Raw genomic sequence first — 25247 nt, forward strand, 5'->3', positions numbered from 1 at the left:
GATGACTTATGGTACTCAATTTATAGCACAGACAAATGGACAAAGCACAGCAGCTTGAAAAGCAATATCACTTCCAGGTGTATAATCGCCTGCCGGTAACCTTATCGCATGGGAAAGGCGCACTGGTTTGGGATACCGAGGGCAACGAGTACCTTGATGCCTTTGGCGGACTGGCCGTGAATAATCTAGGCCATTGTCATCCTAAAGTGGTGGCAGCCATAAAGGAGCAATCTGAAAAACTGCTGCATGCATCCAATTTCTTTTATAATGAACCGCAAAGTCTTCTGGCTGAGAAGCTAGCCAAAATATCTGGACTTGATCGCGTTTTTTTCTGCAATAGTGGTGTTGAAGCCATGGAAGCCTGCATCAAGCTGGCTCGTAAATGGGGAAAGAAGCACGGTAAGACCGGGAACCTTATTACCCTGAGTGAAGGTTTCCACGGTCGTTCACTGGCTACCATCGCCATGGGAATGCCAAGTTATACGGAGGGATTCGACCCCATGCCGGAAGGTTTTGAACAAGTTCCATTTAACGATTTTGAAACCTTAAAAGCTGTCGCTAATAAAGAAACAATCGCTATTGCTTTTGAGACTATTCAGGGGTCCGGTGGGGTGAATGTGATCGATGCAGAGTTCATGCAAAAAACCAGAATACTCTGTGATGAGCTTAATATCCTGATGATCATTGATGAAGTACAGTGTGGTGTGGGTCGTTCCGGGAAGTTCTATGCCTATCAGCACTTTGATGTGATGCCCGACATCGTGGCTACAGCAAAAGCCCTGGCCGGAGGCGTTCCCATCGGTGCCGTTATGGCAAAAGAAGAAGTGGCCTCGGCATTTGGATTTGGCGACCATGGTACCACGTTTGGCGGCAATCCATTTGCCTGCCACGTGGCTAACGCCGCTCTGGATGCAATTGAGGATGAAAAGATCGTTGAACAGGCCGCCGAGAAGGGACTCTTTATGATGAAACTGCTTAAGGAAAAATTAGGTGGAAATTCCTCGGTAAAAGATATCCGTGGATTAGGATTGATGATCGGGGTGGAACTGGATCGCCCTGCCCGGCCTGTAGTCGATAAAATGTTTGAGCACAAAGTGCTTGGAAATGCTGCTCACGGAACGGTTGTAAGGTTTTTGCCCCCGCTTGTAATTTCTAAAGAGCAGATTGAGCGGGTGGTTGAGGTGTTGGTTTTGGCTCTCGAGAACAGCCTGAATGAGAACACGGATGACACTGATTTGGCGGTATAGTCACTGATTTAAAATTAATCGTGCCATCCATTAATCCTATAAATCAGGTTCAAAATGCAATTGATATGATATGGGTGACAAATTCTACTCTGATTTCAAAAAAAGTTTAAGACTCAAAAACTTAATTTTTCATTTTGAATCTTGAATTTTGAATAGCCTACCCCGGCAAGCTTATCTTCCCAAAATGCACTTTCTCCTCTGTTACTCTAGGAATGGAAAATCCCTCCCCCGAAACCAGATCGTTGGCGAAAAAAGACATCATGGCGACTTCTTTGGCATCAGCAGGGATTCCTAATTCTTCAAAGTCTTTGAATTCACCCTGAGATATTCTTTCCTTTAATTCACTCATCAGGGGCTTATTATGCCCCCCGCCCATGTAATTTCCAAAAACTTTATCGTCTAATACGGAAAGCAGTTGCCGTAAAATGATTGCTTTAAAAACAAATAGCATATCCCAATTTTTGGGATCCAATAATAGATGAACTACTTGAGCTTCTCGTTTCGTATGTAATGATAAGCAAATAAAAAACCCGGGTTCTATCAATTTATTGAGCTTAAATTCAGCCATTTTTCAACTATTACAATATTATGAATAAACCGTTAATGACTTTCTTTGTAGCAATAATTATAACTTCATTTACCGGGTGTAGTGATTTCGGGTAGCTGGTACCGAAAATACCGGGGGCAACGAAGAAACAAATACCTTTATGGTTTCTGTAGATATCAACCCTTCCAACAGCGGATCTATATCACCCGCAGCAGATTCTACCTATAATGAGGGAGAAAATATTGATCTGCAAGCAATTCCAAAGGAAGGATATGTTTTTACCACTTGGGCAGGTGATGTAACAAGTACTGATAGTTCACTTTCTCTAACTGTGGATAAAGATTATAACCTCACCGCAAACTTTGAATTAAAAAGCTATGAACTCGTTATAACCACTGAAGGTGAAGGAACGGTCAATGAAAAAGTTGTGCAGCAAAAAAGCCAAGACTATGATCACGGTACTATTGTTGAGCTGACTGCCAACCCAGCGCAGGGATATAAATTTAAAGAATGGAAAGGTGATATAACAGGCTCCGAGAACCCTGTTGAGATCACTATTGATGATCCCAAAGACGTAACAGCTGTTTTTCAGAAAGTGACTTATGCGCTTAACCTAAACATCACAGGTCAAGGCTCAATTGTTAAAGACCCCGATCAGCAGGAATACGAATATGGTTCAACGGTTAATCTCACCGCATCACCTGCTACAGGATGGGAATTTGTGGAATGGCAGGGAGATGCAACAGGCACCGATAGTACAATTCAGCTTACTATAGATCAGGCTAAGAACATAACAGCTGTATTTGTGGAATATAGTCAAAACCAATTTTATTTAGCCGAAAACGGAGTCACGATCAAGTGTGAGGATGCTGATATTGGTGAAACGGGGACTGTAAACGGAGTTACCTATACCAAAAGAACTACAGGATACTTAAGTCCAATCACGATCAATAATGCTGCAACCAGTTGCACCAGCGATATAATAAACATGGACGAGTTGTTTTACTATGAAAGACATTTTAACGCCGATATCAGCCACTGGGATGTTAGCAGTGTGACTTCAATGGAGGCCATGTTCAGGGATGCCTGGGATTTCAATCAAGATATCAGTCATTGGGATGTTAGCAGTGTAACAAATATGAGCAGTATGTTTGATAATACCACCGCGTTTAATATCGATATCAGTAGCTGGAATGTCAGCAGCGTAAATGACATGACCTTTATGTTTGTAGATACTGATTCTTTTGATGTAGATCTTGGTATTTGGACGTCAGCAGTGTAACAAATATGAATGGGATGTTTCAAAATGCTAAAGCTTTTAATGGCGATCTCAATAATTGGAATGTCAGTGGCGTGACCGACATGAGCAGAATGTTCTATGAAGCTGAGGTCTTTAATGGAAATATTAGCAGTTGGGATGTCAGCAGTGTAACAAATATGCAAGAGATGTTCCGGCTGGCTACTAACTTCAATAGTGACCTCAGCAACTGGAATGTTGCTAATGTAGAGGATTTCACCAAAATGTTTAACAGGGCCGAAGCTTTTAACAGCGACCTGAACAATTGGGATATCAGTAGTGCAACGACCATTTACGCTATGTTTAGGAATGCTAAATCTTTTAACAGTAATCTCAACAATTGGGATGTTAGTGCCTTAGAATCTATGAAGGAAGTATTTTATTGGGCTTTAGCCTTTAATGGGGATATCAGCAATTGGGACGTCAGCAATGTTAAACGAATGGATGAATTGTTTTTGGGCGCCAAAGCCTTTAATAGGGATATCAGCAATTGGGACGTCAGCAACGTTACAAATATGAATAGTATGTTTCAATTTGCAGAATCATTTAACCATAATATTAGCGTCTGGGATGTCAGTAACGTATATGATATGACCTACATGTTTTATCAAGCTAAATCCTTTGATAAGGATCTGAGCAGCTGGTGTGTTTCAAATATATCTTCCTATCCATCTGATTTTTCAACCGGCACCCTCCTTCAAAGTAGCGACCTTCCTGTATGGGGTACCTGTCCGCAATAATATTTAGGCCTCGGTATAGGCAATAACCAAAGAACAAGTTAAGCGGTTCTAGGTTCAAATGGTCTGGACTCCGAAAGGAGTCCAGTAATATTTCGCTTAAATGTAAATATTGGGAATAACTTGCCCCAGCCCTTTCAACCCTTCATCAACTCAACAATACCAATATAAACATATGGAATAGACTCTTGTGGTTGAACATTGATGACACTTCCTGATATGGAGTTGTGTGCTTTGATAGTTTGTGAAAGGCATAACGAAAGTAATAATGCGATTTTAAGAATCTTCATAGCCGTTTGAACTTTTTACCTGATCATACATCAGGTGTATTTAGGTATTAGGCAAATTAATCAGGCAGGCTGATCTTCCCAAAATGCACTTTCTCCTCTGTTACTCCAGGAATGGAAAATCCGTCCCCTGATACCAGATCGTTAGCGAAAAAAGACATCATGGCGGCTTCTTTGGCATCAGCAGGGATTCCTAATTCTTCAAAGTCTTTGAATTCACCCTGAGGTATTCTTTCCTCTAATTCCTTCATCATACTTTCATTATGAACCCCACCACCACTTACATAGCATTCAAAAGCTTCATCATTTGTGATCTGATCCACAGCTCGTGAGATGCTTTGTGCGGTCAATGAGGTTAGCGAGGCGATCAAGTCTTTTTCCGAGCATTCAATTCCGTGTCCCTCCATTAACTCTTCTATGTAATTCAATCGGAAGTCTTCCTGTCCTGTTGTTTTCGGGAAAGGTTTTCTGAAATACGGCTCCAGTAAAATATATCGAACCAGTTCTGAGTGAACCTTTCCTGAAGCTGCCACTTTCCCCCTTTCATCAAACGTTCGATCAAAATATTTTATCATAGCTTCATTGATCAAGGTGTTGGCCGGACCGGTATCTCCGCTCATAACCTTATTTCCACTGTTTTTCGAAGGAAGCCAGGTCAGGTTTGCGATGCCTCCCAGGTTGATGAGTAATCTGTGTTTAGTTTCATCCCTGAATACTGCTTCATCAAAGATCCCGGCAAGAGGGGCTCCCTCACCCCCCACAGACGTATGTTTTTGCCTGAAATCTGAGATAGTGATGATACCTGTCTTCTGGGCGATATGATCTCCATCCACGATCTGTAAGGTAGCGTTGATCTCTTTCTCTGTTTGAGCTGGGGCATGGTAAATGGTCTGTCCATGACTCGCAATAAGGTCCACTTCCTCCATTGGTACACCCCATTCTATCAAAGCCTTAATTACTGCTTCGCCATAATAGTTAGCCAATTCAGTATGAAGCAAGGTTAACTCTTTTGTATTAGTCGCCACTCGGGACTGTATCTCTGATAAGCGCTTGATTAATTCTTTTGAATATTCAACCGACCTGAATTCTTTTACATCAACAAAACCAGACTTACATTTACACAAGGCAATATCAAGCCCATCTAGGGAAGTACCGGACATCAAACCAACGATCAAACGCTCTGGTTTGGATGAAATTTCACTCAGTTTTGTGATGTATTTATTCATAGTTTCAGGTATAACTTTTAAGTAAGAACCTAAGCAAAATGAGCGAACCTACCGAAGACGAAATTAAAGCATTTGTAGAGGACGTAGAATTCCTGATCAATACGCTGAAGGAAAGTTTTGAATCCACTGATTCTCAGTTTTTCATTGACGAGCAAAATGAGATCCTATACGTGAAGCTGGAAGGACTCAATGATTACTCTGAAGACGAAATTGAGGAAATTGCGGCACCTATACTGTCAGAGCTCGACCTTGATTTTGAAGAGATCATATTGCTTCCCTTGTGATCTGAAACGTTAAAAAAGCGCTTTTTTCCTATATTTTTAATACATTTGACCCATAAACATCTGAGCAATTCCACAACCAAGTAGTTAATGAAAGCGACCAATTCCGGATACACTATAAGCTGCATAATGTGCGGTAAAGTAAATGATGAGAAAGAAACGAGTACATACTGTACTGAGTGTGGAGGTGTTCTTGATATTGAATACAAAGAAGCCCGCAAGGAAATTCAGTACCCTCTGGAAGACATCAAACCGGATCCGCTCAAGAACCATTTTACAGCGCTGAAAAAGCTAGAAAGGCTTTCTAAAAAATACGACGCTGAATTATACGGAAAGCTGGAGTTTGAACATCCTACCGGTTGCTTCAAAGACCGTGGAAGTTATGTTGAAGTACAGAAAGCCCTTGAATTAGGCGCTGATGCTATTTGCCTTGCCTCAACCGGTAATATGGCAGCTTCTGTAGCAGCCTACGCATGCTACTTCAATATCCCGTGTTTTGTTTTTGTGCCGGAGAAAACTCCTGAAGTAAAACTGGCTCAGGCTACCATCTATGATGCCACCATCATTAAGATCAAAGGAGATTTTATGGTGTGTGAGAAATTGTGCCGTGAGTTTGCCAAATCCGGCAACTACTACCTGGCCGGTGATTATGTGTTTCGTCAGGAAGGACAAAAATCATTCTCTTATGAATTGCATGAACAGGGAATGACGGACTTTGATTACATCTTTGTCCCTATTGGCGCCGGAACGAATTTCGCTGCCATCTACAAAGGGTATAAGGAGCTGAAAGCAGCCGGCCTCATCGACAAGATCCCACATTTTGTAGCGGTTCAACCCGAACAAAGTTCACCGGTGGTAGAAGGAATTTTCAAGAAAGATAAGATCGTCAAAGATCATGTTAACACAATGGCGGATGCTGTAGCTGTTGCCGATCCTCTGGATTTCTATAAGGTATTTCGTGGCATTGAAGAAACGGATGGTTTGGCTTTCACAGCTACCGAAAATGAGCTGCTTGATTCCATGAAGGAAATGACGGTTGAAGAAGGCTACTTCACTGAGCCGGCTTGTGCAATCCCACTCGCTACATTCAAAAATAATCTGGATACCTTCAAAGGAAAAAAATGCTTGTTTGTGCTAACGGGAACCGGATTGAAGAGTGCCCATATCGTGGCAAAATACTCTCTTTCATCACCTGTGCTGCCTCCAAATTTGGATCGTATTCAGCAGTACATTGAATCCGGTTTCACAGACATGCAAAAGAATAGCTGGGGACAGACTCGTAATAACGGCTTTGAGAATGTTAATATGGATGAAGGTCATAGCAAGCTGTATGACGAATATGTTCACAACATCAACCGCAAAGGCAAGACACTAAAAGAAGAAGAGATCAAAGTCCTGCGTTCGCTGGTTTATAATGAGGATACCGACCTGACCCATCCTGTGGAAGTAGTGGATTATAAGCTGACCATGCGTAAACATGGATTGGTTAGTGCCGCTGTTAAACTGAAAATTCAAGGTGGGGATGAAGTAATATCTCTAGATCAGGGAGTTGGTCCTATTGACGCAATTCTGACTGCCATCAAATCAGAAACCGACGCTTTCCTCCCGCTTGAGGTGATCAATCACGAAGTAGAGATCCTTAGTCCGGATACCGATTCACTGGTCGTTGTAACACTGACCCTGGAAAAAGAAGGGCATCAATTCACTTCCAAAGGAGCTTCACCTGATACGTTGGAAGCCGTAATACAGGCATTCGTGAAAGGACTGGCTGTGGCTAATAAGGCATTGGCGGTTTAAATATAAGTGCTACAGTGTTTATGTGTTAAGGCGTTACCGTGGTATAAGGAATACCTTAACACGGTAACGCCTTCGCACTGTAACACTTTTATCTGAGAGCATTTTCTAGTTCGAGGGAGGCATTACTACCTTCGTCTCTGTATTTCACAATGATCGGGCAGGACATGCTTAAGCCTTTTTCTTTGGCCCATTCATTGTTGACAGGTCGGGTTCCCGGAATTACCACTGCATTTTCAGGAATATCAGAGCCCCTCTCCAACATTTTCTCATTTACGATATCGTAAACCGGAACGGCTTTTGGATAAGTGTCACGCCGGGTGCAATCACAGCTCCTTTTTTAAACGAGGATTCCTTCAACGATCACAGAACCGGCTCCGATAAAGCAATCGTCTTCAATGATCACAGGATTCATTCCAACCGGCTCTAATACACCTCCGATCTGAACACCGGCAGAAAGGTGCACATTCTTCCCGATTTGGGCACACGAGCCAACAAGGGCATGACTGTCTACCATAGAGCCTTCGTCCACATAAGCCCCAACATTAATATAAGCCGGCGGCATAATGATCACACTGGATGCTACAAAGGCGCCCCGACGCACTGAAGATCCACCCGGCACTAATCTGACACCATCTTCAGGTGTGAAAAAGCGAGGAGGAAGGTTGTGTTTATCCACAAAGCCTTCATAGATACCTTCATATGAAGTATTCTCACCATTCTTGAATGATTCGAAGAATCGCCTCTTTAACTTCAATATTTGGCTTCCCAGCCGTTTCTCGTTCTTATTGGCCGCTCTAAGCGTGCCTTCTTCCAGTTTATCTAAAACTTCTTCGTAATTCATGTATCTGTTTTTTAATAAAATTAATTCGTTGTATGATCATGTCATCCTGATCCCAATTTACCGTAACGAAGGGTCCTCACTGATTTAACTCTTGAAGGTTCTTCGCTTTGCTCAGAATGACTTTCTAGAAATCATTGCTGTCCGGCAAACCAATCTGCGATCTCTTTATCTGCTTTCATTAATTCCTGTTCCACTTCCTCGGAGATATCTCCAAGTGAAAGCGGTAATCTAACCGTATCATTTTGTGATCCAGTCTTTCCGGTTTAGCAAAACTTTAGCCGGAACCGGGTTTGGAGCCTTAAATAAAGTATCTGTGGCATTTTTCCACAGAGGAAACAGCGTTATCGATCTCGCCCTTAAGGCATAGCTCTGTATATTTATGCGGTGGCTTTAGGCCATACATTGGCAGCCACAGAAACAAGACCAACTCCTCCCTCCTTTGAGAAAGCAGGTGTCAATCCATCATCACCACTGTAAAAATTCACGTCTGGAGCTTGACGGCGGAATTCCTTGAACTCTTCCACACTGCCGCTTGCTTCCTTAACTCCCATTAGATGATCGAATTCCTGACTTAAACGTGCGGGAACGCTTGGATGCATTTTTACCCCTGTACGTGATGGTACATTATATAACATACATGGGATCTCAGTTTCCCCCATCAGTTCGCTAAACCACTCAAATTGACCCTCAGCACCAGGTTTAGCATATAAAGGTGTTACAAGTAGTAAGGCATCCGGTTCGATCTCATTACAAAAATGAATAAAGTCTGCCTGAGCCGGAAGATCAAAACCTCCAACTCCCACCATCATAGGAATATCCAGATCAAGACCTTTTGTGAAGGTAACGACTTCACGTTTTTCCTCTTCATTAAGGTTCAATCCTTCGCCCGTACTGCCCAAAACAAGCACGCCATTTCCGGCTTCCTCCTGTTTCTTAAGTATGTTTTCAAAGCTGTCGTAGTCAATACTCCCGTCAGTATTCATCGGGGTTACTATTGCGGTCCAAAAGTGGAAATTTCTCCATAATTACTGTTCCTCCATTACTTGGTCAAATAACTGACCAAAGGTACAAATTCCTGTTCCTATACTCGAATTGTTGATCAACTGCTTTGCCGCCCATATGGCACCTTCTCCAAATAAGGCTCTGTCGAGGGCTTTATGTTTTAGGGTGATCTCTTCTGTCTCGGTTTTCAGCGTTAATTCGTGAATACCCTTTACGTCGCCTTCGCGGGCTGAAGTAACTTCAGCTTCTTTGTTAAGCCATTCTTTCCACGATAAAGCCGTTCCACTTGGTGCATCTTTTTTATGCACATGATGTACTTCATGAATGTGAAATTCCGGATCTTTCAGGATCTCTGAACCGGCTGAAATGGCTTCAATACTTTTTCGGATGATATTCATACCAAGGCTGAAATTGGTTGCGATCACCCATTTTGATTTGTGGGCCTTCACTTTTTCATCCAGATCCTCGGGCCAGTCGTATCCGGTACTTCCCCAGGCCGCCGGCACACCCGATTCGATCACATCATCAATTATATCAGGCACCGCATCTCCGGAACGAATATGATAACAGCATCCGCTTGCTTTAATTTCTTCAACTGTCGGCGGGTTGCTTTCATCAAATGCATCCCCCAGGTCATCTCCTAAAAGTTTGACTACATGGCCACCTGTTTTCCCGGGTCCAATTACTGAAATCTTCATATATTTATGTTCTATTCTGTGATAAATTTATTGTGCAGCATTTGCACGATCTGCTCGGCTTCTCCATGGTCTACCAAAAAGCATAAGTTGTTTGAACTTGCCCCATGACATATCAATCGGATGTTATATTTTTCAAGAGCTGTAAACAATGGACCGCCTAAACCTGAAGTCTTCTGCATATCATTACCGATCAAAGCGATCAGGGCCAGATCACTTTCCACTGACACCTCTGCAAACTCTCTTAATTCATCTAGTACTCGAGTCTGTGAGTTCTACTTTGTTTGCGGCATTTACGGCAGTGTCTAACGTTAGCGCCACGCTCACCTCCGAAGTACTGACCAAATCAACAGAGATTTTGTGTTCAGCCAAAACCTTAAACAACTGTGCTAAAAATCCATGTTGATGAAGCATCTGCAAGCTATTCACGGTAAGCAGGGATTGATCCCTTCGAAGTGAAATTGCCCTGATAGCCGGTTTCCTTTTTAGCTTCCTTAACTATAAACGTGCCCGGTTCATCCGGATTACTGCTTGAGGCCACCCTTACATTCACTCCGCCTCTGATCGCCGGCTTCAATGTAGCGGGATGAAGAACTTTACCTCCAAACACTGAAAGCTCAGCAGCCTCATCAAAAGAAATTTCGTGAATTGGAAGAGCATCCGAAACGATTCTTGGATCCGTGGTATACACACCTGCAACATCCGTCCAGATCTCCAGTGTGTCTGCTCCAGCAGCTTCTGCAAGAGTGAGGCTGAAAAATCACTTCCACCCCGACCCAGTGTTGTGGTATTTCCAAAGATATCAGACCCTATAAATCCTTGAGTAAGATAGGACTGATTATTATCGATCAGTTTTTCAGCTTTCCTTTTTGATGCAATCCTCATAATCCGGTTCAGCAATCCCAAATGTCGAATCCGTCTTGATCACCTCTCGGCATCCAACCACTTGGCATCGATGCCTTTCTCTTTAAGACTTCCACAAAGATCTTTGTGGACATCTAATTCACCAAAGGCATACAGCCGGTCTTTCCAGCGCTTATCACGTCCTACAAAATCGAGATGTTCTCAAAGTTCAGAAAGCTGGAATAAAAATTATTTTCTAATTTTTTCGGCTTCACTGCACTGCTTGATTATATTGATGTGCCGTTTCTCAATTCTCTTCAGAATTTCCTTCCGCATGGTAGAATCTAAGTCTGAAGCCGAGAGCGCGACAAGATCATTTGTTGTACCTGAAGTTGCACTGATCACGATATTTTCCTGTCCGGATCTGAAGCCACGATCTCGGCACTGCGCTGCATAGCCTCGTATGTGCCAATACTTGTACCGCCAAATTTTGATACGATCATCTATTAACTTTTTAACTTTTGATTTTCGAGTTAAGTTAGACAACGAAAATAAGCACACTTCATACCAATCCCTTATAGAAAAGCTCTATTTAAATGTTTTTAACCACTTTATTTCAGATAAAAACGACTGTGACGGAAAGTCGAGTTTTTTGTATCCTCTTTCGTAAATGAAAATGAGATCAAATTAATAGCATGGAATCAACACCTCTAATTACCAGTGATGCCGTAACGTTTGGACTTCTAATGGCTATTCTGGCCGGGATCTTCATCACTTCACACAGTGACAGTCTTAGGTGGAAAAAGTTCTATACGTTCGTCCCTTCGCTGCTGCTATGCTACTTCATACCTTCTCTTTTAACAACCTTTGGAGTTGTGTCAGAGGCTGATTCCAATCTCTATTATGTGGCATCCCGATATCTGCTGCCGGCAAGCCTGGTCCTGCTCACATTAAGTATTGACCTGAAAGGAATTCTAAACCTCGGGCCAAAAGCTGTGATCATGTTCCTGGCCGGTACCTTTAGCATTATGCTTGGTGGGCCAATTGCTATTCTTATAGTTGGCACCATCAACCCTGAGTACTCATTGGTGGAACCGGACCTGAGGAAGTGTGGCGTGGTCTTGCGACCATTGCCGGTAGCTGGATCGGTGGAGGAGCCAACCAAACCGCCATGCTCGAAATCCATGAACCGAGTACCCGATCTCTTTGGCGCCATGGTAACGGTGGATATCATTGTAGCCAATATCTGGATGGCCTTCTTACTTTACGGAGCCGGAATATCCGACAGAGTGGATACATGGTTCAAGGCCGATTCTTCAGCTATTGATGAATTAAAACATAATATTGCCGACTATCAGGCAAATATTGCACGGGTCCCTACTTTGGTTGACTTCACCAAGATCATTGCGGTTGCTTTCTCATCTGGTTGCTATCGGTCACCTTGCGGGTGATACCATTGCACCCATGGATCACCCACCATGCACCCAATCTTATCGCGATTCTCAGTCTGAACTCTCCATTTCCCGCGATCATTGTGGTGGCCACCACCGGTGGACTCACACCCAATCCTTCACGAAAGTCCGAAACCTGGAAGGTGCCGGTGCCTCAAATGGGTAGGCTTATTCCTTTACATATCGGCAATCGTACCATCGGAATGAAATGAATAATATCGCCTCTATGCTCGATGCTCCCGGTTACTTTGTGATCGGCGCCGTCTGGATCCTCATTCACGTGATCATCTTGACTGCTAGTTGGGTAACTGCCATTTAAAGCACCCTTCTTCTTTGTGGCGGTCAGGCAGTCAGGCCACGTTGGCGGTGCTGGCCTCAGCCCCGATCGTTGCTTCTGCATTCCATCTGCGGCATTGGCTCCGGTCGGCGCTATCACTCGCCCGTACTCGGGTTAGGCATCGGGCACCACGGGAAGCCTGGTAAAGCGCCGAAGCTGAATGCGGATTGTTTCCGGGTTCTGAGCGTCACTTAGGAGTAGTCACTTCGTTGATTGTGTCTATAGCAATTAATAAATAACCCTTAACCAAATTTACGAACATACTAAGGATAAGCTCTTGTTGTTCCTGTATCTTTTGACCTGATCAATTTAATCCTCAGAAACAAATCTATACTTCTCGAAGAGAGCATCTTAAGTTTCTAATTCGTCTTTTTAGCTGCTGCGGCATTTGTATTTGCAATGGTCATTGGGCTCAGCTGATCTCGAGGTTTTAAGACCCTGTTCCAAAATGAGGAGGGCATGGCCGAGGGCAGTGAGTTCATCTGAAAACACCTACTCGCTTACAAGGCCTTGCCGAATTCATTGGAGAACACCCTGAATGGGTTTCTATCACATCTTATAATGTTAATGACCCAGACTCAGGCATATTTTATAAATCAGATGTGCCGAGAACTTTAGGAGCAACAGCCAACTTGTTTCTGCTTATAGAATACGAAAGACAGGTTGCTGAAGGACTGGATTCGGATCCGGCGAAGAGATCACCCTGCTGGGAGATCAACAAATTTGCCCTTCCTGAGATCAGTGAGAACAACCACAATCAGCTCGTTAAAGAATTTGAGAACAGAGACGGCTCCTCTCCGCACGACGTGATAAAGGCCATGCTTGAAAACAGTGACCTTGTTTCTGCCGATTACATATGGTTCAAATTAGGCGAAGACAACATTCGGACCTTAATGGATTCTTTGGATGTATCTGAATCTTTGATCCCTCTACCCTTCAGCGGCATGTATTCCAGGATCAATCCATCTCTTAATGATACGGCAGATCTCTGGATTCAACTATGTCGTTTGAAGCGTTTTGCTGAAGAAGTCGATCTATATATTGCTGAACAGCTTAAACAACGACCCGGAATTTAGAATACTGTTCAAGAACAGTTTGAGAAAGATCGCTCCTCCTTAGCTTTTACAGACGACCGCCTGATCCTTAGTTCTCCCATCGAAGAAAGGGATGCTCTGGCTTATTTTCCTCAGGCCACAACCCGTCAATTGACCGATCTTATGCTGCGGCTGTGGAATAATGAAATACTGAGTGAAGAGATCTCCGAACGTGTCAAAACCAAACTACGATGGCCCATGGGGTCCGAGCCAATTGCTCGCAGCTTCCTCGATGACTATGCACGTGCCATTTATGACAACCGGATGGGCCTGTTGGTTGGTATCTGATTTTGGCACTCTCTACCTATGATGGACACACATCGGTTCAGGCCGTCTTCTTTGACCGATTGCCTGTTGGATTTTGGGTTCATATGTCGGCCAATTATATGCAGGAAGATTATCAGCAGCGCCTGATATGGGATCCTGCACTTTATGAAACCACACTCAATGCAATCACCCCCGATAATGAGTAAATTTCGATTTTTATATGCATACTGGCTTGTACCTGCATATCTGATTATTCTCTGGTTTTTCAGCAGGGCATGGTTTATAAAGGGTTCGATGGATACCTTCGAAAACGGGGAATGATATCTTGGCAGAGGTCAGCCGACTTTTGACATCAAACAAATTGCGGCCCAGAGTAATGGTTATGTTGATATCCGTGTTTGAAGTGGATGGTGAGGTCATCGATAACGCAGGCTTATCTCTGTTCGTATACAAATGGCTCAGGAGTTGATGGAGTCAACGGCTATCCCTACCAGAATATCATTGGAGGGAGCTTTCCAAGAGATCGTACTCTTTCCAACTTATGAAATTCAAAAAAGCACCTCTCTATTTAATATGAGTGTGGCGGGAATTGGCCTTATCGTAACTTTCATAGCCGGAATATTCCTAAACCGCTTTATAAAACGCCGATCGGCTGAATGAGCATGCTGACGGATTATCGAAATTGAACGGGTAGACCAATGGCAGGCACCATTATATCTCGATTCCAACCACTCTGGGTAAAACACCGGAAAACAACACTCTTCCGGAGTATACACTCAATATTATTCGTAAGCTTGACGTGTCGATGGTGGAAAATATTCGGTCTGCCTCCTCCTTTTTGCAGTGGGTTGGTGATACCGTTCCTGCAGTACGAGATCGATTTCTATCCCTTGACATAACAGGACACCCGGATCAGGAAATTCACTCTCTTCTTAAAACCGCTCTCTGAACGGGCGGGATGCCGGCGTTTTATCGGAGGCCGGAGCACCCGGTTGCCGACCCCGGCGCCCGGCTTGGTAAAACTTGCTCACCAATATCAGATCTGAGTGGTCCCGCTAGTCAGGGACCTTCTTCTATTTTGCTTGCCCTTGATGGCAGCGGGTTTTAACGGACAGGAATTTGCCTTTCATGGTTACCTTCCCTTGGATCAAAATAAACGCCGATCAATGATCAAGCAGCTGGATGGAGAATCAAGGCGACATGACCGGACTCAGATCTTTATGGAAGCTCCCTACCGCAATAAAACTGAACTACTGAAGACATCATGACAAATAGCTTCCCCTACAACAAGCTTATGTACGGCAACAGATATCACCCTCCCTACTGAAGATATCAGGACAGCCTACATCAGTGAATGGAATTCAAAACCCCTACCCAATCTTCATAAACGCCCTACCATCTTTCTGCGCTTACGGAAAAGTAACGACAGCTTCTTTAGCTAGCCGAGAATTAACTTATTGTGAAGACAATATGATGGTTTACAAAAATTTACGCTCCTAACTTGCCGAACTGGTATATCTGTAGCAGTGCTTAGATTTATTTCACTGATCAGGTTTATATTCATCCCTTCAATAAATATGTTCAAAAAATTGAACTTTATGGCTTCTGATTGAGCTAGCCTACAGGCGTACTATTAAAAGGACATTAATGTTTGTGGCACCGTCACCTCACATTTAATGTACGCAAGTCACCAGCCTGACTCTCCTATTCAAGTAACATTAAATAAACAGGCTTCTGACATCAAATCACTAACCTATAAGGAAGGCATAATATGACCTACAGATACAATTTAGGTGCAGGGATACATGCACCCAAACCAAAAATTAAATTCCAAAAGATGTGGAGTACAGTGACGGCAACTTGCCTGCTTGTTACGTCCTCATGTTTGGCAGCAAAGACTCTTGGGTTACGTCACAGTATTATAGCAACAGCATGATCAGCACCATAATGGAATGATGGTAGGATGGTAAGATGAAATCAATGTCCAGAATGAAGAATGTTTGGGATTATGCTATATCAAGTTTTGTCAAAGTTGTTGGAGCAGAACCAATTGATATTCAACTTTCAGAAGATGTGCAGCTTTTAGATGAATTAGTCGTCTCTGGTTTAGCATCAACTGTAAAGCGTGAAAATCTAGCAAATTCAGTAACTACAATTGATGCTAGGAATTGACCGGAGGAACATCACCAGCTACAGTAGATGGTGCATTGCAAGGTAAAGTCGTCGGTACCAATATGACTTCATCAGGCGGAGCCCCAGGTGGTGGTATTGACATCAAACTGCGAGGAATTAGTACGCTTGGAGCTGGTAGTTCTCAACCCCTTATTATTGTTGATGGAGTTTATATTAACAATGACGAGCTTCAAACAGGTGTATCAGCAGTTAGCGCACAAGCAAGTGCTGCTCAGGATGATGGAGCTAATCGGTTTAGCTGATATAAATCCCGATGAAATAGAAACTATTGAAATTCTGAAAGGTCCTTCTGCCGCTGCTATTTACGGAGCTCGGTGCAAATGCTGGAGTTGTTATTATCGAGACCAAGCGTGGACGAGGTGGAGAAACGCAGGTTAGCTTTAGTCAGGATTTAGGTTACTCAAGTATTCTTAATGAAATTGGGGCTGCTTCATGGAGCGAGTCCAAGATTGACCAAGTTTATGGAGCAGGCTCTTCTGCGGCAATAGCCAGCCAAACAAGATGTATAATGATGCAGTAAGCAATGGAACACTTCGAGATTACGAAGACCTTATCTTTGGTAACCGTGGAGCACAGCTTAACACATCAAATCAGTGTCTCTGGTGGAGATCCGAAAACACAGTTCTACGTGTCCGGTGCGTTTAAAGATGATAACGGAATCATAGAAGAATACCGGTTTTAATCGATATTCGTTACGTGCAAACATCGATCACCGGCTTAACGCGCAGTAATATTGATATTTCGTCGAGTACGAACTATATCAACACAGAAACCAAACCGAGGTTGGACCGGTAATGGTGGAGTTGGCTTCAGTAGTGCAGGCTGTTGCATTTACGCCTCCTTTTGCACAATTATTACCAAACGAAAGTGGTGAATATCCTGCAATAATCCATACTTTCAGATGAATCCACTTGAGCTCATCAAATATGGGGAAAATGAACAAGAGGTAAACCGTTTTTTACAGTCGCTTTCAGCAAATTTTGAGATGTATAATGCAGGAGCACATACTCTCAATTTTAATCTTGATGGCGGGGTTGATTTTATGAATTCCAACTACGATGGCATATATGCCACCATTTATTGCAATTTCAGCAATCACAGGCCAATCCCAGGCGATGTCATTCATTCGTCTGAAAAAGTGCTGAATATCAATTTGCAGGCATTTCTGATGTACAATACAACAGTTGGTAGTGAAGATTCGCCATGGAACTTTAACGACACAGACCGGTTATACAACCTTTCCATAATGAACGCCAAGTTGCAGCATGATTCGTGGTCGTGGGCTAGTACCTGGGCAAACGAAATGTTGAAAATGCCAGCCTCCAGGAAATCTACAATCAGTATTTTATTAGATGTTACCGATGTGGGTTTTGTAGCACAGCAGGAGGTTAACTGGGATGACAAGGTCATTGGTACGCTAGGTGCTGCGTTTCGATAAGTCGACGCTCAATGCTGACCAGGAAGAGTATTACTTCTTTCCTAAAAGCCTCGTTGGCGGTTAACATCACCAACTTCGATTTTTTGGAGTGCCGACTTGCTGGAATCAGCTCAAGCTTGCGTGCAGCTTACCGGTGAAACGGGCGGATTGCCCAACTTTGGTAGTAACATTTCGAAGCACTTAACAGTGGGTTGATCTCCAGGTAATCTTGGAACTTTCCGTTCAACCCGTACAATTGACCCCAACCTTGAACCAGAAACGGCACAAGAATTAGAGCTTGGTGTAGATTTAGGACTTCGAGGTGGACGTGCTTCACTGGAAGCAACCTACTATCGTAAGAATGTTAGTAATTTAATACTTGACCAAGAGCTACCAAGCTCGTCTGGTTTACAGGTTGATCGGCTGACCAATGCGGCTGATCTGCTCAACAAGGGTAGTTGAGCTTTGGATTACGAGCTGGTGCCCTTACAGGACGAATAAGTTCAACTGGAATTCTACACTAAACTGGTGGACTAACACTGCTGAAATTACTGATCTCAAAGTACCATCTTTCACCACCGGTGGATTTGGGGCTGCGCTTGGTACCTTCTATATAGCCGAGGGATTTTCGCCCACTACCATTGTGGGTAACGCCTTTTAATACTGAAAGCGGACGTTTTACGGTCTATGGGAACTCCAACCTGATTATCAAATGTCATGGATGAATACCATTAATTTTTTTAATAATTGGGAATTCAATTTTCTATGGCATTATACGCCACGGGCAAAAGGTTATAAACCTGCGCCGATTTTTGGCCGATGATGCTGGCAGCAACGATCCCAGATTGGAACGAATGACAGCTAATGGTGATGGGGTCCCCGATGGGCTTGATCGTCCAGGCGAAGGGGCAGGACGCTTTATTGCGGATGCCGGCTATCTCAAGCTCAGAGAAGTTAGTTTATATTATATACTTCCATCCAGCTTCCTGGATAGTTACACCGGCGGTACCGTTAAAAACGTACGCCTAGGAGCATCAGGAAGTAATGTACTGCTGTTCTCAGATTATCCCAGCTACGACCCGGAGGTGTCGGAGTTTGGATCTTCAGCCATTGGAACAGGAGTTGAAGTTGCGGCGTATCCGAGTGCTCGTAAAATCTATGTTCCATCTCAAACCTCGACTTTTAATCCACAAATCATTAAGATCATGAAACGATTAATATACATAGCAGTAATCAGTGTCACCTTGGTATTCTTCTGTGGCGAGTTGTGATGGATCGTTAATTGGATCAGAAAACGTTACTGATCCTAATAATCCATCTGTACAACAGGTCTTGCAAAATGCAACCAAGCCAGAAGTTCAAAATCTTGTTACTGGGCTTGAGATTAGAAATCGACAATATGCAGGCGGACTTATTCCATTGCTGGGTTCCTTTGGCCGTGAAGTATGGCGGTTCGATAGCGTTGACGGTCGGTTTGTAACCGAATGGCTTGGGTATTGATGGAAATGCTGAAACGGATCCTGCTTTTTTTGGATCTGCGGTCGGCCTATGCCACGCCCTTATGCCGCCATTCAGCAGGCTAACTTATTGATGCAAACCCTTGATAATACAGACCTACGTGTAATGAAGAGGAAAGAACGGCGTACGTGGATTTGCGAAAACAATTCAGGCATATCAATTCTTGATTCCATTGCTGATCGCAGTATCAAAACGGCATTCGGGTGGATGTGGCCGATCCACAGAATTTAGGACCTTTCGAAAGCTACGAGGATGCGCTGTACTAGCATACGAAGCCTTACTTGATGAAGGGTACCAGGATTTGCAGGTGGCGGGCAACTAGCTTCTTTTTTGATCTGTCGGATGGATTTTCTGATTTCGAAAGTCCCTCAACGATGGCACAGCTAAATCGGGCTATTGCAGCACGTGCAGCGGTATATGCCGAAGATTGGCCGGGGGCGTTAGATGCCCTTTCTAAGGCCGAGCCGTTTTTTGAGCTGGCCGAAGGCGAAGAAGTGATGAACAAGGGTGCTTATTTGTCGTATGGTGATCCGCCGGATATCTTTCAATCCGCTGTATGTTCCACGAAATGCATCAGCAGCATGAAATTATGGTCGTACATCCCTCTATTATTGAGGATACTCTGGCTGGGGATCTACGTATCGATCAAAAGTTTTTTCTTGCGCGATTCGCCCATTAACAATGCGAATGTGCCCGAGGAAGCGAAGTACCAGGACAATCGTTTCGATAGGAGTGGGCGCACCAATTCCGATGATCCGAAACGAGGAGCTTATTCTGATCTACGCCGAGGCGCAGACGAATTTGGAAGGAGCTACGGCCACAAATTACGCCAATGCTGTTGAAGCAATTAACTATGTCCGTAACACATGGAACCTTGCAGATTATGAAGGACTGCTTAACGAACAGGCGATTGATTGATGAGATATTTGCTGCAGCGTCGATATTCACTTGTGGGCCGAATTCGGTCACCGCTGGATTGATATGCGCCAGATACGATCGCCTCGATGAAATTGATCAAGACTGATAAGCTTGACGGGGACCATATTTTCAGTCAGATGGCGCGGCCTCAGTCTAGAAATCAACTTCGAAAATTTCTGACCGCTTGACCTTTGACATCGAAAGCCCGGCTTCGCAAATGAGCTGGGTTTCGCTTTTTCAAACGAAAATTCTGATATCAACTCAATTAGCTATGAATGGTTATAAAACGTCTTCTACCAAGTATTCGTCGCTTATATTCTTAGTACTACTTCGTCGAGTACAAGCTACAATCAGATCCTGTGTACATAAAAGGGGGATCTGATATTTTGATGCGCACACCGGACAGATGGTAGAGAATGATGGGCATTTTGGTACGTGGCGGACGATTCTACCAAGTGGGGCAAGCCCCATCACAAGAAAAAATTAGGCGAATACGAAGTTATTGAACTCTCCGAAGATGAGTATGTGCTGCCGGGTATTGTGGATATCCATGCCCATTATCGCATCGATGCTTTTGGATCAGAAGCAGTTAGGAGAGATTGATGAATTTAAATACAACGCGATGGTGTATCTGGCCAATGGAGTAACCTCTACCTTTGCCAATGGGGTCTACTATCCCTATATGGAGTTGGCTGCCAAGCGATTGGTAAACTCCGGGAAATGGATAGGGCCGCGTATTTGGGCTTCGGGTCCATATTTTGGTACGCGCTGTCCGGATTGGCAGGATTATTCCAAGGAAGAAATTTATGAGCAGGTTGATTACTGGGCAGCACTGGGTGTTGATGGATTCAAGACCAAAGGCGGTAATCCCGAAACGATAAAGCACCTTGTAAATCGCGTCATTGCACAGTGGCCTTAAAAGTGGCCGGGCATCTTGGATCGGGCTATCGCAACACAACCGAATTCTATTACCGCTATTGATCATGGAATTGATCGGGTAGAGCACATTTTGGGCGGATTTGTACTTGATTTGACGAACTATGCCTATCCTGTTTGGAATGAAGTGGATACCACCTCAACGGAATTCAAAAAGACCGTACAGTACTTTATCAACCACAATGTATATTTCGATGGCACGATTATAGCCCCGGTGTTTCTTTACGACGCTCAAAGATGGGTTCGATTATTGGCAGGATGAGCGGTCGTTGTTTACCGAATATGTACAGCAGCAGCTTCCAAATCGCGAAGAACAAGGATCTAACTAGATAATGGATGGACTGTATGAGGCTATGAAACGTTCTACGAAAGCTTTTTACGATGCCGGAGGGGGGGATTTGATTACTTTAGGTACCGATGCTCCTAGCCACGGTTATTTTCTTTCCGGATTTAGTGCACACCGTGAGATGCACACCATGGTTATGGCTGGATTACCTGAGCATGCTGCACTTAAGGCAGGTACTATAAATAGTGCAAAGGCTCTTGGAAAAAGTAGCTTAATTGGTTCAATAGAGACTGGAAAGTTAGCTGATCTATATATTGTAAAAGGAAATCCTTTAGATGACATTACTAATACTCGTAATGCGTAAAAAATGGTGATGAAATCTGGTATGGTATATAATCCTCAAAATCTTTTAGACGATGTGAAAGGAAAATAATGCCAAAAGTGAAACCGATACTGAAAATTGGTTCAGATACCCTGAATTAGTTAGAAGTAAATAGAAGAATTAGACAGCCTTCAGTCAAAAACTGATTGGATTTGATGTTCTATCGCCAGTCTGAGTTGCTAGATCAGTTATATAAATTCTAAAAATTAAATCAAAAGCCCCGATTTGAAAATCGGGGGCTTTTTTTTGAATCTGATAATTATTTTGAAATCATCTATCAGGTTCACATATTCAACGCTGCTCCCACTTAATTTTTTATACATTGGGTTAACATGCGCTTAGCATAAATCTTCAATAAAATTAGTTATCGATGAAACCGAACAATTTACAATTTAAGTTGAGTGCCTACATATTTGCTTGTGTAGCCGCTCTGCTTGTTTGGGGCATTACGCCAGTTCAGGCTCAGACCTTCGGCCATGGTCGAGGAAGTATTGACATAATCGAGACGACGAACACTCTCTTACGCAGGACTCAGACAGATACATCGGAGGCCGTCCCGCGGTGGACGTTCCGTAGCCGTTGCTGGTCATGCAGATCAACCTCATACCTACTATACCGTGGTTTTACCGGTGGTGGTGTTTACAAAACCACCGATGGTGGTAATTAATTGGTACAACGTGTCTGATGGATATTTTAAGACCGGATCAGTTGGCGCCGTTTCATGTAGCTCCATCTAATCACAAATGTAATTTATGCCGGTATGGGTGAAACCTGTATCAGAGGTAATATGTCGGCAGGTGACGGTATGTACCGATCTGAAGACGGTGGTAAAACATGGGAACACATCGGATTCGGTGATTCTCATTTTATTGGTGAGATTGTAGTTCATCCTGATAATGAAGATGTAGCTTGGGTGGCTGTATTGGGCCATACATTTGGGATGAAGGGAAATTCTGAACGCGGTGTTTTCAAAACGACTGATGGTGGCGAAACTTGGGAACGAGTTCTTTATCATAATGAAAAAACCGGTGCTGTTGATGTGGAAATAGATCCTAATAATCCACGCATTTTATATGCCTCTCTTTGGGAAGCTTACAGAAACCCTTGGGAAATGTCGAGTGGCGGTGAAGGCAGCGGTCTTTACAAAAGTACCGATGGCGGAGAAAACTGGGAAAACATCTCTCACAAAGCCCGGGCCTTCCTAAAGGGATGTCAGGGTAAGATCGGTGTTGCTATCTCACCTCTTAATTCATGACATCGTTTGGACCATTATCGAAAATGATAATGGCGGATTATTCCGATCTGAATGATGGCGGCGAAACCTGGCAACTCGGACCACAGCCGATCGTAATCTGCGTCAGCGTGCCTGGTATTACACTCATGTTGTATGCCGGCACCAACCAGTGAAGATGAAGTTTATGTACTGAATGTTGGATTCCATAAATCAATTGACGGATGGCGGAAGTTCTTTTGAACGATTAAGCACACCTCACGGTGATCATCATGATCTCTGGGATCTCTCCTAACGATGGAAACCGCATGATTATTGCTGATGATGGAGGTGGACAGGTATCATATAATGGCGGCGAAAGCTGGTCATCATATTACAAATATGCCACCGCGCAATTCTATCAGGTTATTACCGATAATCAGTTCCCTTACAGAATATATGGTGCACAACAGGATAACAGTACCGTTGGTATTTTAAGCCGAACATCCGGTGGCGGAATTACTGAAAGAGACTGGGCTCCTGTAGCCGGTGGTGAGAGTGGTTATATTGCCCCTGACCCTGAAGATCCCAATGTAACCTACGGTGGTAGTTATGGTGGGTATTTCAATAAATTCAACGATTTCACTGATCAGAGTGACCGTGTTGATGTTTGGCCTGACAACCCAATGGGCGCAGGAGCTGAGGAACTCAAATATAGATTCCAATGGACGTTCCCTATCTATATCTCTCCTCATGACCCAAATGTGCTATACGCTGCCTCACAGTACGTACACCGTTCTAACTGACGAAGGTATGAGCTGGGAAAATATCAGTGATGACCTAACCCGTAAATGACAAATCAAAACAAGGTCAGTCAGGCGGTCCGCTTACAAAAGATGACACCAGTGTTGAGTATTACAATACTGTTTTCACTTTTGCAGAATCAACGGTGGAACCGGGTGTTTTATGGGCCGGTGCAGATGATGGCTTAATTCATATTAGCCGAAACAACGGTGAAACATGGACTGAAGTAACACCGGATGGAATGCCGGAAGCCATGGCAAGTATTATCGACCCTTCACCGCACGATGCTGCTACGGCATATCTTGCAGCGAACCGTTACAAGTTCGATGACTTCTCACCAATGCTATACAAAACTACAAATTATGGTAGAAGCTGGACCAAGATCACGAACGGAATACCTGAGGGTGACTTTACCCGTGTAATTCGTGAAGATCCAAACAAACAGGGTCTTCTTTATGCAGGTACTGAAACCGGTGTTTATGTTTCATTCAATGATGGTGAAAAGTGGCAACCGCTTCAGCTGAATCTACCTGCTGTACCAATCACAGATCTCACAGTCCATAAAAGAGACAAAGATCTGATCATTGCAACGCAGGGACGGTCCTTCTGGGTACTTGATGACCTATCAGTACTCCACCAGTTAAGTGATGAGGTGAAGAATTCTGATCATTACTTATACAAGCCTGAAACCACTTACCTATTCGGTCGCCATTCTGAGCCGAATCCCGGTGAAACCTTTGGTGAAAATCCTAAAACAGGTGTAGTTGTCTACTATAACCTTAACGAGGTTCCTGAATCTGAAGTGCAGCTTCAATTCCTGGAAAGTGACGGAACTGTGATCAGAACACTCTCAAACAAGGAAAGACTTGACGGAACTCCTGTTAAGGAATCTGAGAACTTCTATGAGGAAGAACACAATGTACCCGGTGATGTACTAACCACCAAAATGGGTAACAATTCCTTCGAATGGGATCTCAGATATCCTGGTGCTACTGACCTCGACGGGACTCAGATCCTTTGGTCAGGTAACACATCAGGCCCAAGAGCTATTCCTGGAACTTATGAAGTTCGTCTGATCGTAGATGGTGATGTAGTTGGTTCTAAAAACTTTGAACTGACTAAGGACCCACGCATTGAAACAACTCAGGAAGACTTCCAGGCACAGTTTGATCTACATCAAACCATTATTGCCAAACTTGATACCACACATAAGACGATCAACCGGATCAGAAAAGTTCGGACACAGATCAATGATGTGAAGTCAGACTATTCAGGCAATACTGAAATTCAGGAAAGAGCAGACGAAATGCTGAAGGTTCTTGAGGAAGTAGAAAGTTCACTTATGCAAACAAAAGCTGAGTCGTATCAGGATGTATTGAACTTCCCTATCAAGCTTAACAACAAACTTGCTGCTCTTGCCAGCACTGTTGCAACCGGTGACGGACGACCTACACAACAACAGTATGAGGTGTATGTTGATCTTGCCGCCAAAGTGGATGCTCAATTAGAAAAAGTTTCTCCAATATTTGACGGGGAACTTCCTAACCTGATTCAGGAAATAGAACAGCGCGCTATTCCAATTGACAACTAGCTAGATTAGGTAGTACAGCTAAAAAATATAAAAGCAGTGATAA

The 25247-nt window shown here is 43.6% G+C and carries 28 protein-coding genes and 2 pseudogenes; 24 read left to right on the forward strand and 6 right to left on the reverse strand.

Features of this window, described 5'->3' with window-relative positions; genetic code table 11:
• Positions 1 to 35 precede the first annotated feature (35 nt).
• Positions 36 to 1247 (forward strand): aspartate aminotransferase family protein, encoded by a 1212-nt coding sequence (locus U5K35_RS08010; RefSeq protein ID WP_322570935.1) that lies wholly within the window; start codon positions 36 to 38, stop codon positions 1245 to 1247.
• 157 nt (positions 1248 to 1404) lie between these two features.
• On the opposite strand, the gene U5K35_RS08015 is transcribed toward U5K35_RS08010, so the two are convergent.
• A complete protein-coding gene (locus U5K35_RS08015) occupies positions 1405 to 1815 on the reverse strand; it encodes a hypothetical protein (protein WP_322570936.1) in 411 nt (136 codons plus the stop codon).
• Positions 1816 to 1954: 139 nt separating this feature from the next.
• Between U5K35_RS08015 and U5K35_RS08020 the strand changes: the two genes are divergently transcribed.
• Both U5K35_RS08020 and U5K35_RS08025 read left to right on the forward strand, forming a co-directional pair.
• The gene (locus tag U5K35_RS08020) at positions 1955 to 3076 is read left to right on the forward strand and encodes an InlB B-repeat-containing protein (RefSeq protein ID WP_322570937.1); all 1122 of its coding nucleotides are present in this window, start codon (positions 1955 to 1957) and stop codon (positions 3074 to 3076) included.
• A gap of 14 nt (positions 3077 to 3090) precedes the next feature.
• Positions 3091 to 3831: a BspA family leucine-rich repeat surface protein gene (locus U5K35_RS08025; RefSeq protein WP_322570938.1), complete on the forward strand. Its 741-nt coding sequence runs from the start codon at positions 3091 to 3093 to the stop codon at positions 3829 to 3831.
• A gap of 343 nt (positions 3832 to 4174) precedes the next feature.
• On the opposite strand, the gene U5K35_RS08030 is transcribed toward U5K35_RS08025, so the two are convergent.
• Positions 4175 to 5341 carry an anhydro-N-acetylmuramic acid kinase gene (locus U5K35_RS08030; RefSeq protein ID WP_322570939.1) on the reverse strand — a complete coding sequence of 389 codons (1167 nt, stop codon included), beginning with the start codon at positions 5339 to 5341 and terminating at the stop codon, positions 4175 to 4177.
• Between the two features lie 38 nt (positions 5342 to 5379).
• Here U5K35_RS08030 and U5K35_RS08035 point away from each other — a divergent pair, with 38 nt between their 5' ends.
• Together U5K35_RS08035 and thrC are read left to right on the forward strand one after the other, a co-directional pair.
• Positions 5380 to 5625 carry a hypothetical protein gene (locus U5K35_RS08035; protein ID WP_322570940.1) on the forward strand — a complete coding sequence of 82 codons (246 nt, stop codon included), beginning with the start codon at positions 5380 to 5382 and terminating at the stop codon, positions 5623 to 5625.
• Between the two features lie 87 nt (positions 5626 to 5712).
• The gene (gene thrC / locus U5K35_RS08040; protein ID WP_322570941.1) at positions 5713 to 7419 is read left to right on the forward strand and encodes a threonine synthase; all 1707 of its coding nucleotides are present in this window, start codon (positions 5713 to 5715) and stop codon (positions 7417 to 7419) included.
• 88 nt (positions 7420 to 7507) lie between these two features.
• Here the strand turns inward: thrC and U5K35_RS08045 are convergent.
• The 4 genes and pseudogenes from U5K35_RS08045 to lysC form a co-directional block, all read right to left on the reverse strand.
• Positions 7508 to 8260, reverse strand: a pseudogene (locus U5K35_RS08045) (2,3,4,5-tetrahydropyridine-2,6-dicarboxylate N-succinyltransferase).
• Between the two features lie 377 nt (positions 8261 to 8637).
• Complete coding sequence (locus U5K35_RS08050; protein WP_416221605.1) at positions 8638 to 9243, reverse strand: dihydrodipicolinate synthase family protein; 606 nt, start codon at positions 9241 to 9243, stop codon at positions 8638 to 8640.
• Between the two features lie 42 nt (positions 9244 to 9285).
• Complete coding sequence (locus U5K35_RS08055; RefSeq protein ID WP_322570943.1) at positions 9286 to 9960, reverse strand: dihydrodipicolinate reductase C-terminal domain-containing protein; 675 nt, start codon at positions 9958 to 9960, stop codon at positions 9286 to 9288.
• 11 nt (positions 9961 to 9971) lie between these two features.
• Positions 9972 to 11303 (reverse strand): annotated as a pseudogene (gene lysC / locus U5K35_RS19670) (lysine-sensitive aspartokinase 3).
• Positions 11304 to 11495: 192 nt separating this feature from the next.
• Here lysC and U5K35_RS08065 point away from each other — a divergent pair.
• The 19 genes from U5K35_RS08065 (at position 11496) to U5K35_RS08150 (ending at position 25204) form a co-directional block, all read left to right on the forward strand.
• Positions 11496 to 12251, forward strand: coding sequence for a DUF819 domain-containing protein (locus U5K35_RS08065; protein ID WP_322570945.1), 756 nt, complete (start codon positions 11496 to 11498; stop codon positions 12249 to 12251).
• Positions 12252 to 13190: 939 nt separating this feature from the next.
• Positions 13191 to 13664 carry a hypothetical protein gene (locus U5K35_RS08070; protein ID WP_322570946.1) on the forward strand — a complete coding sequence of 158 codons (474 nt, stop codon included), beginning with the start codon at positions 13191 to 13193 and terminating at the stop codon, positions 13662 to 13664.
• A 141-nt stretch (positions 13665 to 13805) separates the two neighbouring features.
• Entirely contained in the window at positions 13806 to 13970 is a 165-nt protein-coding gene (locus U5K35_RS08075) for a hypothetical protein (RefSeq protein ID WP_322570947.1), read from the forward strand.
• A 2-nt stretch (positions 13971 to 13972) separates the two neighbouring features.
• Complete coding sequence (locus U5K35_RS08080) at positions 13973 to 14155, forward strand: hypothetical protein (protein WP_322570948.1); 183 nt, start codon at positions 13973 to 13975, stop codon at positions 14153 to 14155.
• 262 nt (positions 14156 to 14417) lie between these two features.
• Positions 14418 to 14609 (forward strand): hypothetical protein, encoded by a 192-nt coding sequence (locus U5K35_RS08085; protein WP_322570949.1) that lies wholly within the window; start codon positions 14418 to 14420, stop codon positions 14607 to 14609.
• 1329 nt (positions 14610 to 15938) lie between these two features.
• Entirely contained in the window at positions 15939 to 16121 is a 183-nt protein-coding gene (locus U5K35_RS08090; protein ID WP_322570950.1) for a hypothetical protein, read from the forward strand.
• Positions 16118 to 16384: a TonB-dependent receptor plug domain-containing protein gene (locus tag U5K35_RS08095; protein ID WP_322570951.1), complete on the forward strand. Its 267-nt coding sequence runs from the start codon at positions 16118 to 16120 to the stop codon at positions 16382 to 16384. Before U5K35_RS08090 ends, U5K35_RS08095 begins: the two co-directional genes overlap by 4 nt.
• Before the next feature lie 659 nt (positions 16385 to 17043).
• On the forward strand, positions 17044 to 17580 hold the full coding sequence (locus U5K35_RS08100; RefSeq protein ID WP_322570952.1) for a hypothetical protein: 537 nt from the start codon (positions 17044 to 17046) through the stop codon (positions 17578 to 17580).
• A 234-nt stretch (positions 17581 to 17814) separates the two neighbouring features.
• Positions 17815 to 18021, forward strand: a complete 207-nt coding sequence (locus U5K35_RS19675) for a TonB-dependent receptor domain-containing protein (protein WP_416221620.1) — start codon at positions 17815 to 17817, stop codon at positions 18019 to 18021.
• Entirely contained in the window at positions 17990 to 18220 is a 231-nt protein-coding gene (locus tag U5K35_RS08105) for a hypothetical protein (protein WP_322570953.1), read from the forward strand. Before U5K35_RS19675 ends, U5K35_RS08105 begins: the two co-directional genes overlap by 32 nt.
• A 151-nt stretch (positions 18221 to 18371) precedes the next feature.
• On the forward strand, positions 18372 to 18830 hold the full coding sequence (locus tag U5K35_RS08110; protein WP_322570954.1) for a hypothetical protein: 459 nt from the start codon (positions 18372 to 18374) through the stop codon (positions 18828 to 18830).
• The gene (locus U5K35_RS08115; protein ID WP_322570955.1) at positions 18817 to 19059 is read left to right on the forward strand and encodes a hypothetical protein; all 243 of its coding nucleotides are present in this window, start codon (positions 18817 to 18819) and stop codon (positions 19057 to 19059) included. The genes U5K35_RS08110 and U5K35_RS08115 overlap by 14 nt, the downstream gene beginning before the upstream one ends.
• Before the next feature lie 750 nt (positions 19060 to 19809).
• Positions 19810 to 19995: a hypothetical protein gene (locus U5K35_RS08120; protein WP_416221606.1), complete on the forward strand. Its 186-nt coding sequence runs from the start codon at positions 19810 to 19812 to the stop codon at positions 19993 to 19995.
• A 517-nt stretch (positions 19996 to 20512) separates the two neighbouring features.
• A complete protein-coding gene (locus U5K35_RS08125) occupies positions 20513 to 20914 on the forward strand; it encodes a hypothetical protein (RefSeq protein WP_322570957.1) in 402 nt (133 codons plus the stop codon).
• A gap of 15 nt (positions 20915 to 20929) precedes the next feature.
• On the forward strand, positions 20930 to 21193 hold the full coding sequence (locus U5K35_RS08130; protein WP_322570958.1) for a hypothetical protein: 264 nt from the start codon (positions 20930 to 20932) through the stop codon (positions 21191 to 21193).
• A 70-nt stretch (positions 21194 to 21263) separates the two neighbouring features.
• Positions 21264 to 21581: an amidohydrolase family protein gene (locus U5K35_RS08135; RefSeq protein WP_322570959.1), complete on the forward strand. Its 318-nt coding sequence runs from the start codon at positions 21264 to 21266 to the stop codon at positions 21579 to 21581.
• Between the two features lie 778 nt (positions 21582 to 22359).
• Positions 22360 to 22854, forward strand: coding sequence for a WD40/YVTN/BNR-like repeat-containing protein (locus tag U5K35_RS08140; protein ID WP_322570960.1), 495 nt, complete (start codon positions 22360 to 22362; stop codon positions 22852 to 22854).
• Between the two features lie 284 nt (positions 22855 to 23138).
• Positions 23139 to 23615: a hypothetical protein gene (locus U5K35_RS08145; RefSeq protein ID WP_322570961.1), complete on the forward strand. Its 477-nt coding sequence runs from the start codon at positions 23139 to 23141 to the stop codon at positions 23613 to 23615.
• 143 nt (positions 23616 to 23758) lie between these two features.
• Positions 23759 to 25204: a hypothetical protein gene (locus U5K35_RS08150; protein ID WP_322570962.1), complete on the forward strand. Its 1446-nt coding sequence runs from the start codon at positions 23759 to 23761 to the stop codon at positions 25202 to 25204.
• Positions 25205 to 25247 lie beyond the last annotated feature (43 nt).

The sequence above is a fragment of the Rhodohalobacter sp. genome, from assembly GCF_034521535.1.
Lineage (GTDB): Bacteria > Bacteroidota > Rhodothermia > Balneolales > Balneolaceae > Rhodohalobacter.

Excerpts from the sequence above, each read along its gene's own strand:
- U5K35_RS08075 (WP_322570947.1), top strand. The coding sequence starts at position 13,806 with ATGCTGCGGCTGTGGAATAATGAAATACTGAGTGAAGAGATCTCCGAA.
- U5K35_RS08055 (WP_322570943.1), bottom strand. The coding sequence starts at position 9,960 with ATGAAGATTTCAGTAATTGGACCCGGGAAAACAGGTGGCCATGTAGTC.
- U5K35_RS08100 (WP_322570952.1), top strand. The coding sequence starts at position 17,044 with ATGAATCCACTTGAGCTCATCAAATATGGGGAAAATGAACAAGAGGTA.
- U5K35_RS08125 (WP_322570957.1), top strand. The coding sequence starts at position 20,513 with ATGAGTATGTGCTGCCGGGTATTGTGGATATCCATGCCCATTATCGCA.
- U5K35_RS08105 (WP_322570953.1), top strand. The coding sequence starts at position 17,990 with ATGCGGCTGATCTGCTCAACAAGGGTAGTTGAGCTTTGGATTACGAGC.
- U5K35_RS08135 (WP_322570959.1), top strand. The coding sequence starts at position 21,264 with ATGGATGGACTGTATGAGGCTATGAAACGTTCTACGAAAGCTTTTTAC.
- U5K35_RS08030 (WP_322570939.1), bottom strand. The coding sequence starts at position 5,341 with ATGAATAAATACATCACAAAACTGAGTGAAATTTCATCCAAACCAGAG.
- U5K35_RS08085 (WP_322570949.1), top strand. The coding sequence starts at position 14,418 with ATGGAGTCAACGGCTATCCCTACCAGAATATCATTGGAGGGAGCTTTC.
- U5K35_RS08015 (WP_322570936.1), bottom strand. The coding sequence starts at position 1,815 with ATGGCTGAATTTAAGCTCAATAAATTGATAGAACCCGGGTTTTTTATT.
- U5K35_RS08140 (WP_322570960.1), top strand. The coding sequence starts at position 22,360 with ATGGGTGAAACCTGTATCAGAGGTAATATGTCGGCAGGTGACGGTATG.
- U5K35_RS08090 (WP_322570950.1), top strand. The coding sequence starts at position 15,939 with ATGAAGAATGTTTGGGATTATGCTATATCAAGTTTTGTCAAAGTTGTT.
- U5K35_RS08010 (WP_322570935.1), top strand. The coding sequence starts at position 36 with ATGGACAAAGCACAGCAGCTTGAAAAGCAATATCACTTCCAGGTGTAT.
- U5K35_RS08145 (WP_322570961.1), top strand. The coding sequence starts at position 23,139 with ATGATTATTGCTGATGATGGAGGTGGACAGGTATCATATAATGGCGGC.
- U5K35_RS08020 (WP_322570937.1), top strand. The coding sequence starts at position 1,955 with ATGGTTTCTGTAGATATCAACCCTTCCAACAGCGGATCTATATCACCC.
- U5K35_RS08050 (WP_416221605.1), bottom strand. The coding sequence starts at position 9,243 with ATGAATACTGACGGGAGTATTGACTACGACAGCTTTGAAAACATACTT.
- U5K35_RS08035 (WP_322570940.1), top strand. The coding sequence starts at position 5,380 with ATGAGCGAACCTACCGAAGACGAAATTAAAGCATTTGTAGAGGACGTA.
- U5K35_RS08025 (WP_322570938.1), top strand. The coding sequence starts at position 3,091 with ATGTTTCAAAATGCTAAAGCTTTTAATGGCGATCTCAATAATTGGAAT.
- U5K35_RS08065 (WP_322570945.1), top strand. The coding sequence starts at position 11,496 with ATGGAATCAACACCTCTAATTACCAGTGATGCCGTAACGTTTGGACTT.
- thrC (WP_322570941.1), top strand. The coding sequence starts at position 5,713 with ATGAAAGCGACCAATTCCGGATACACTATAAGCTGCATAATGTGCGGT.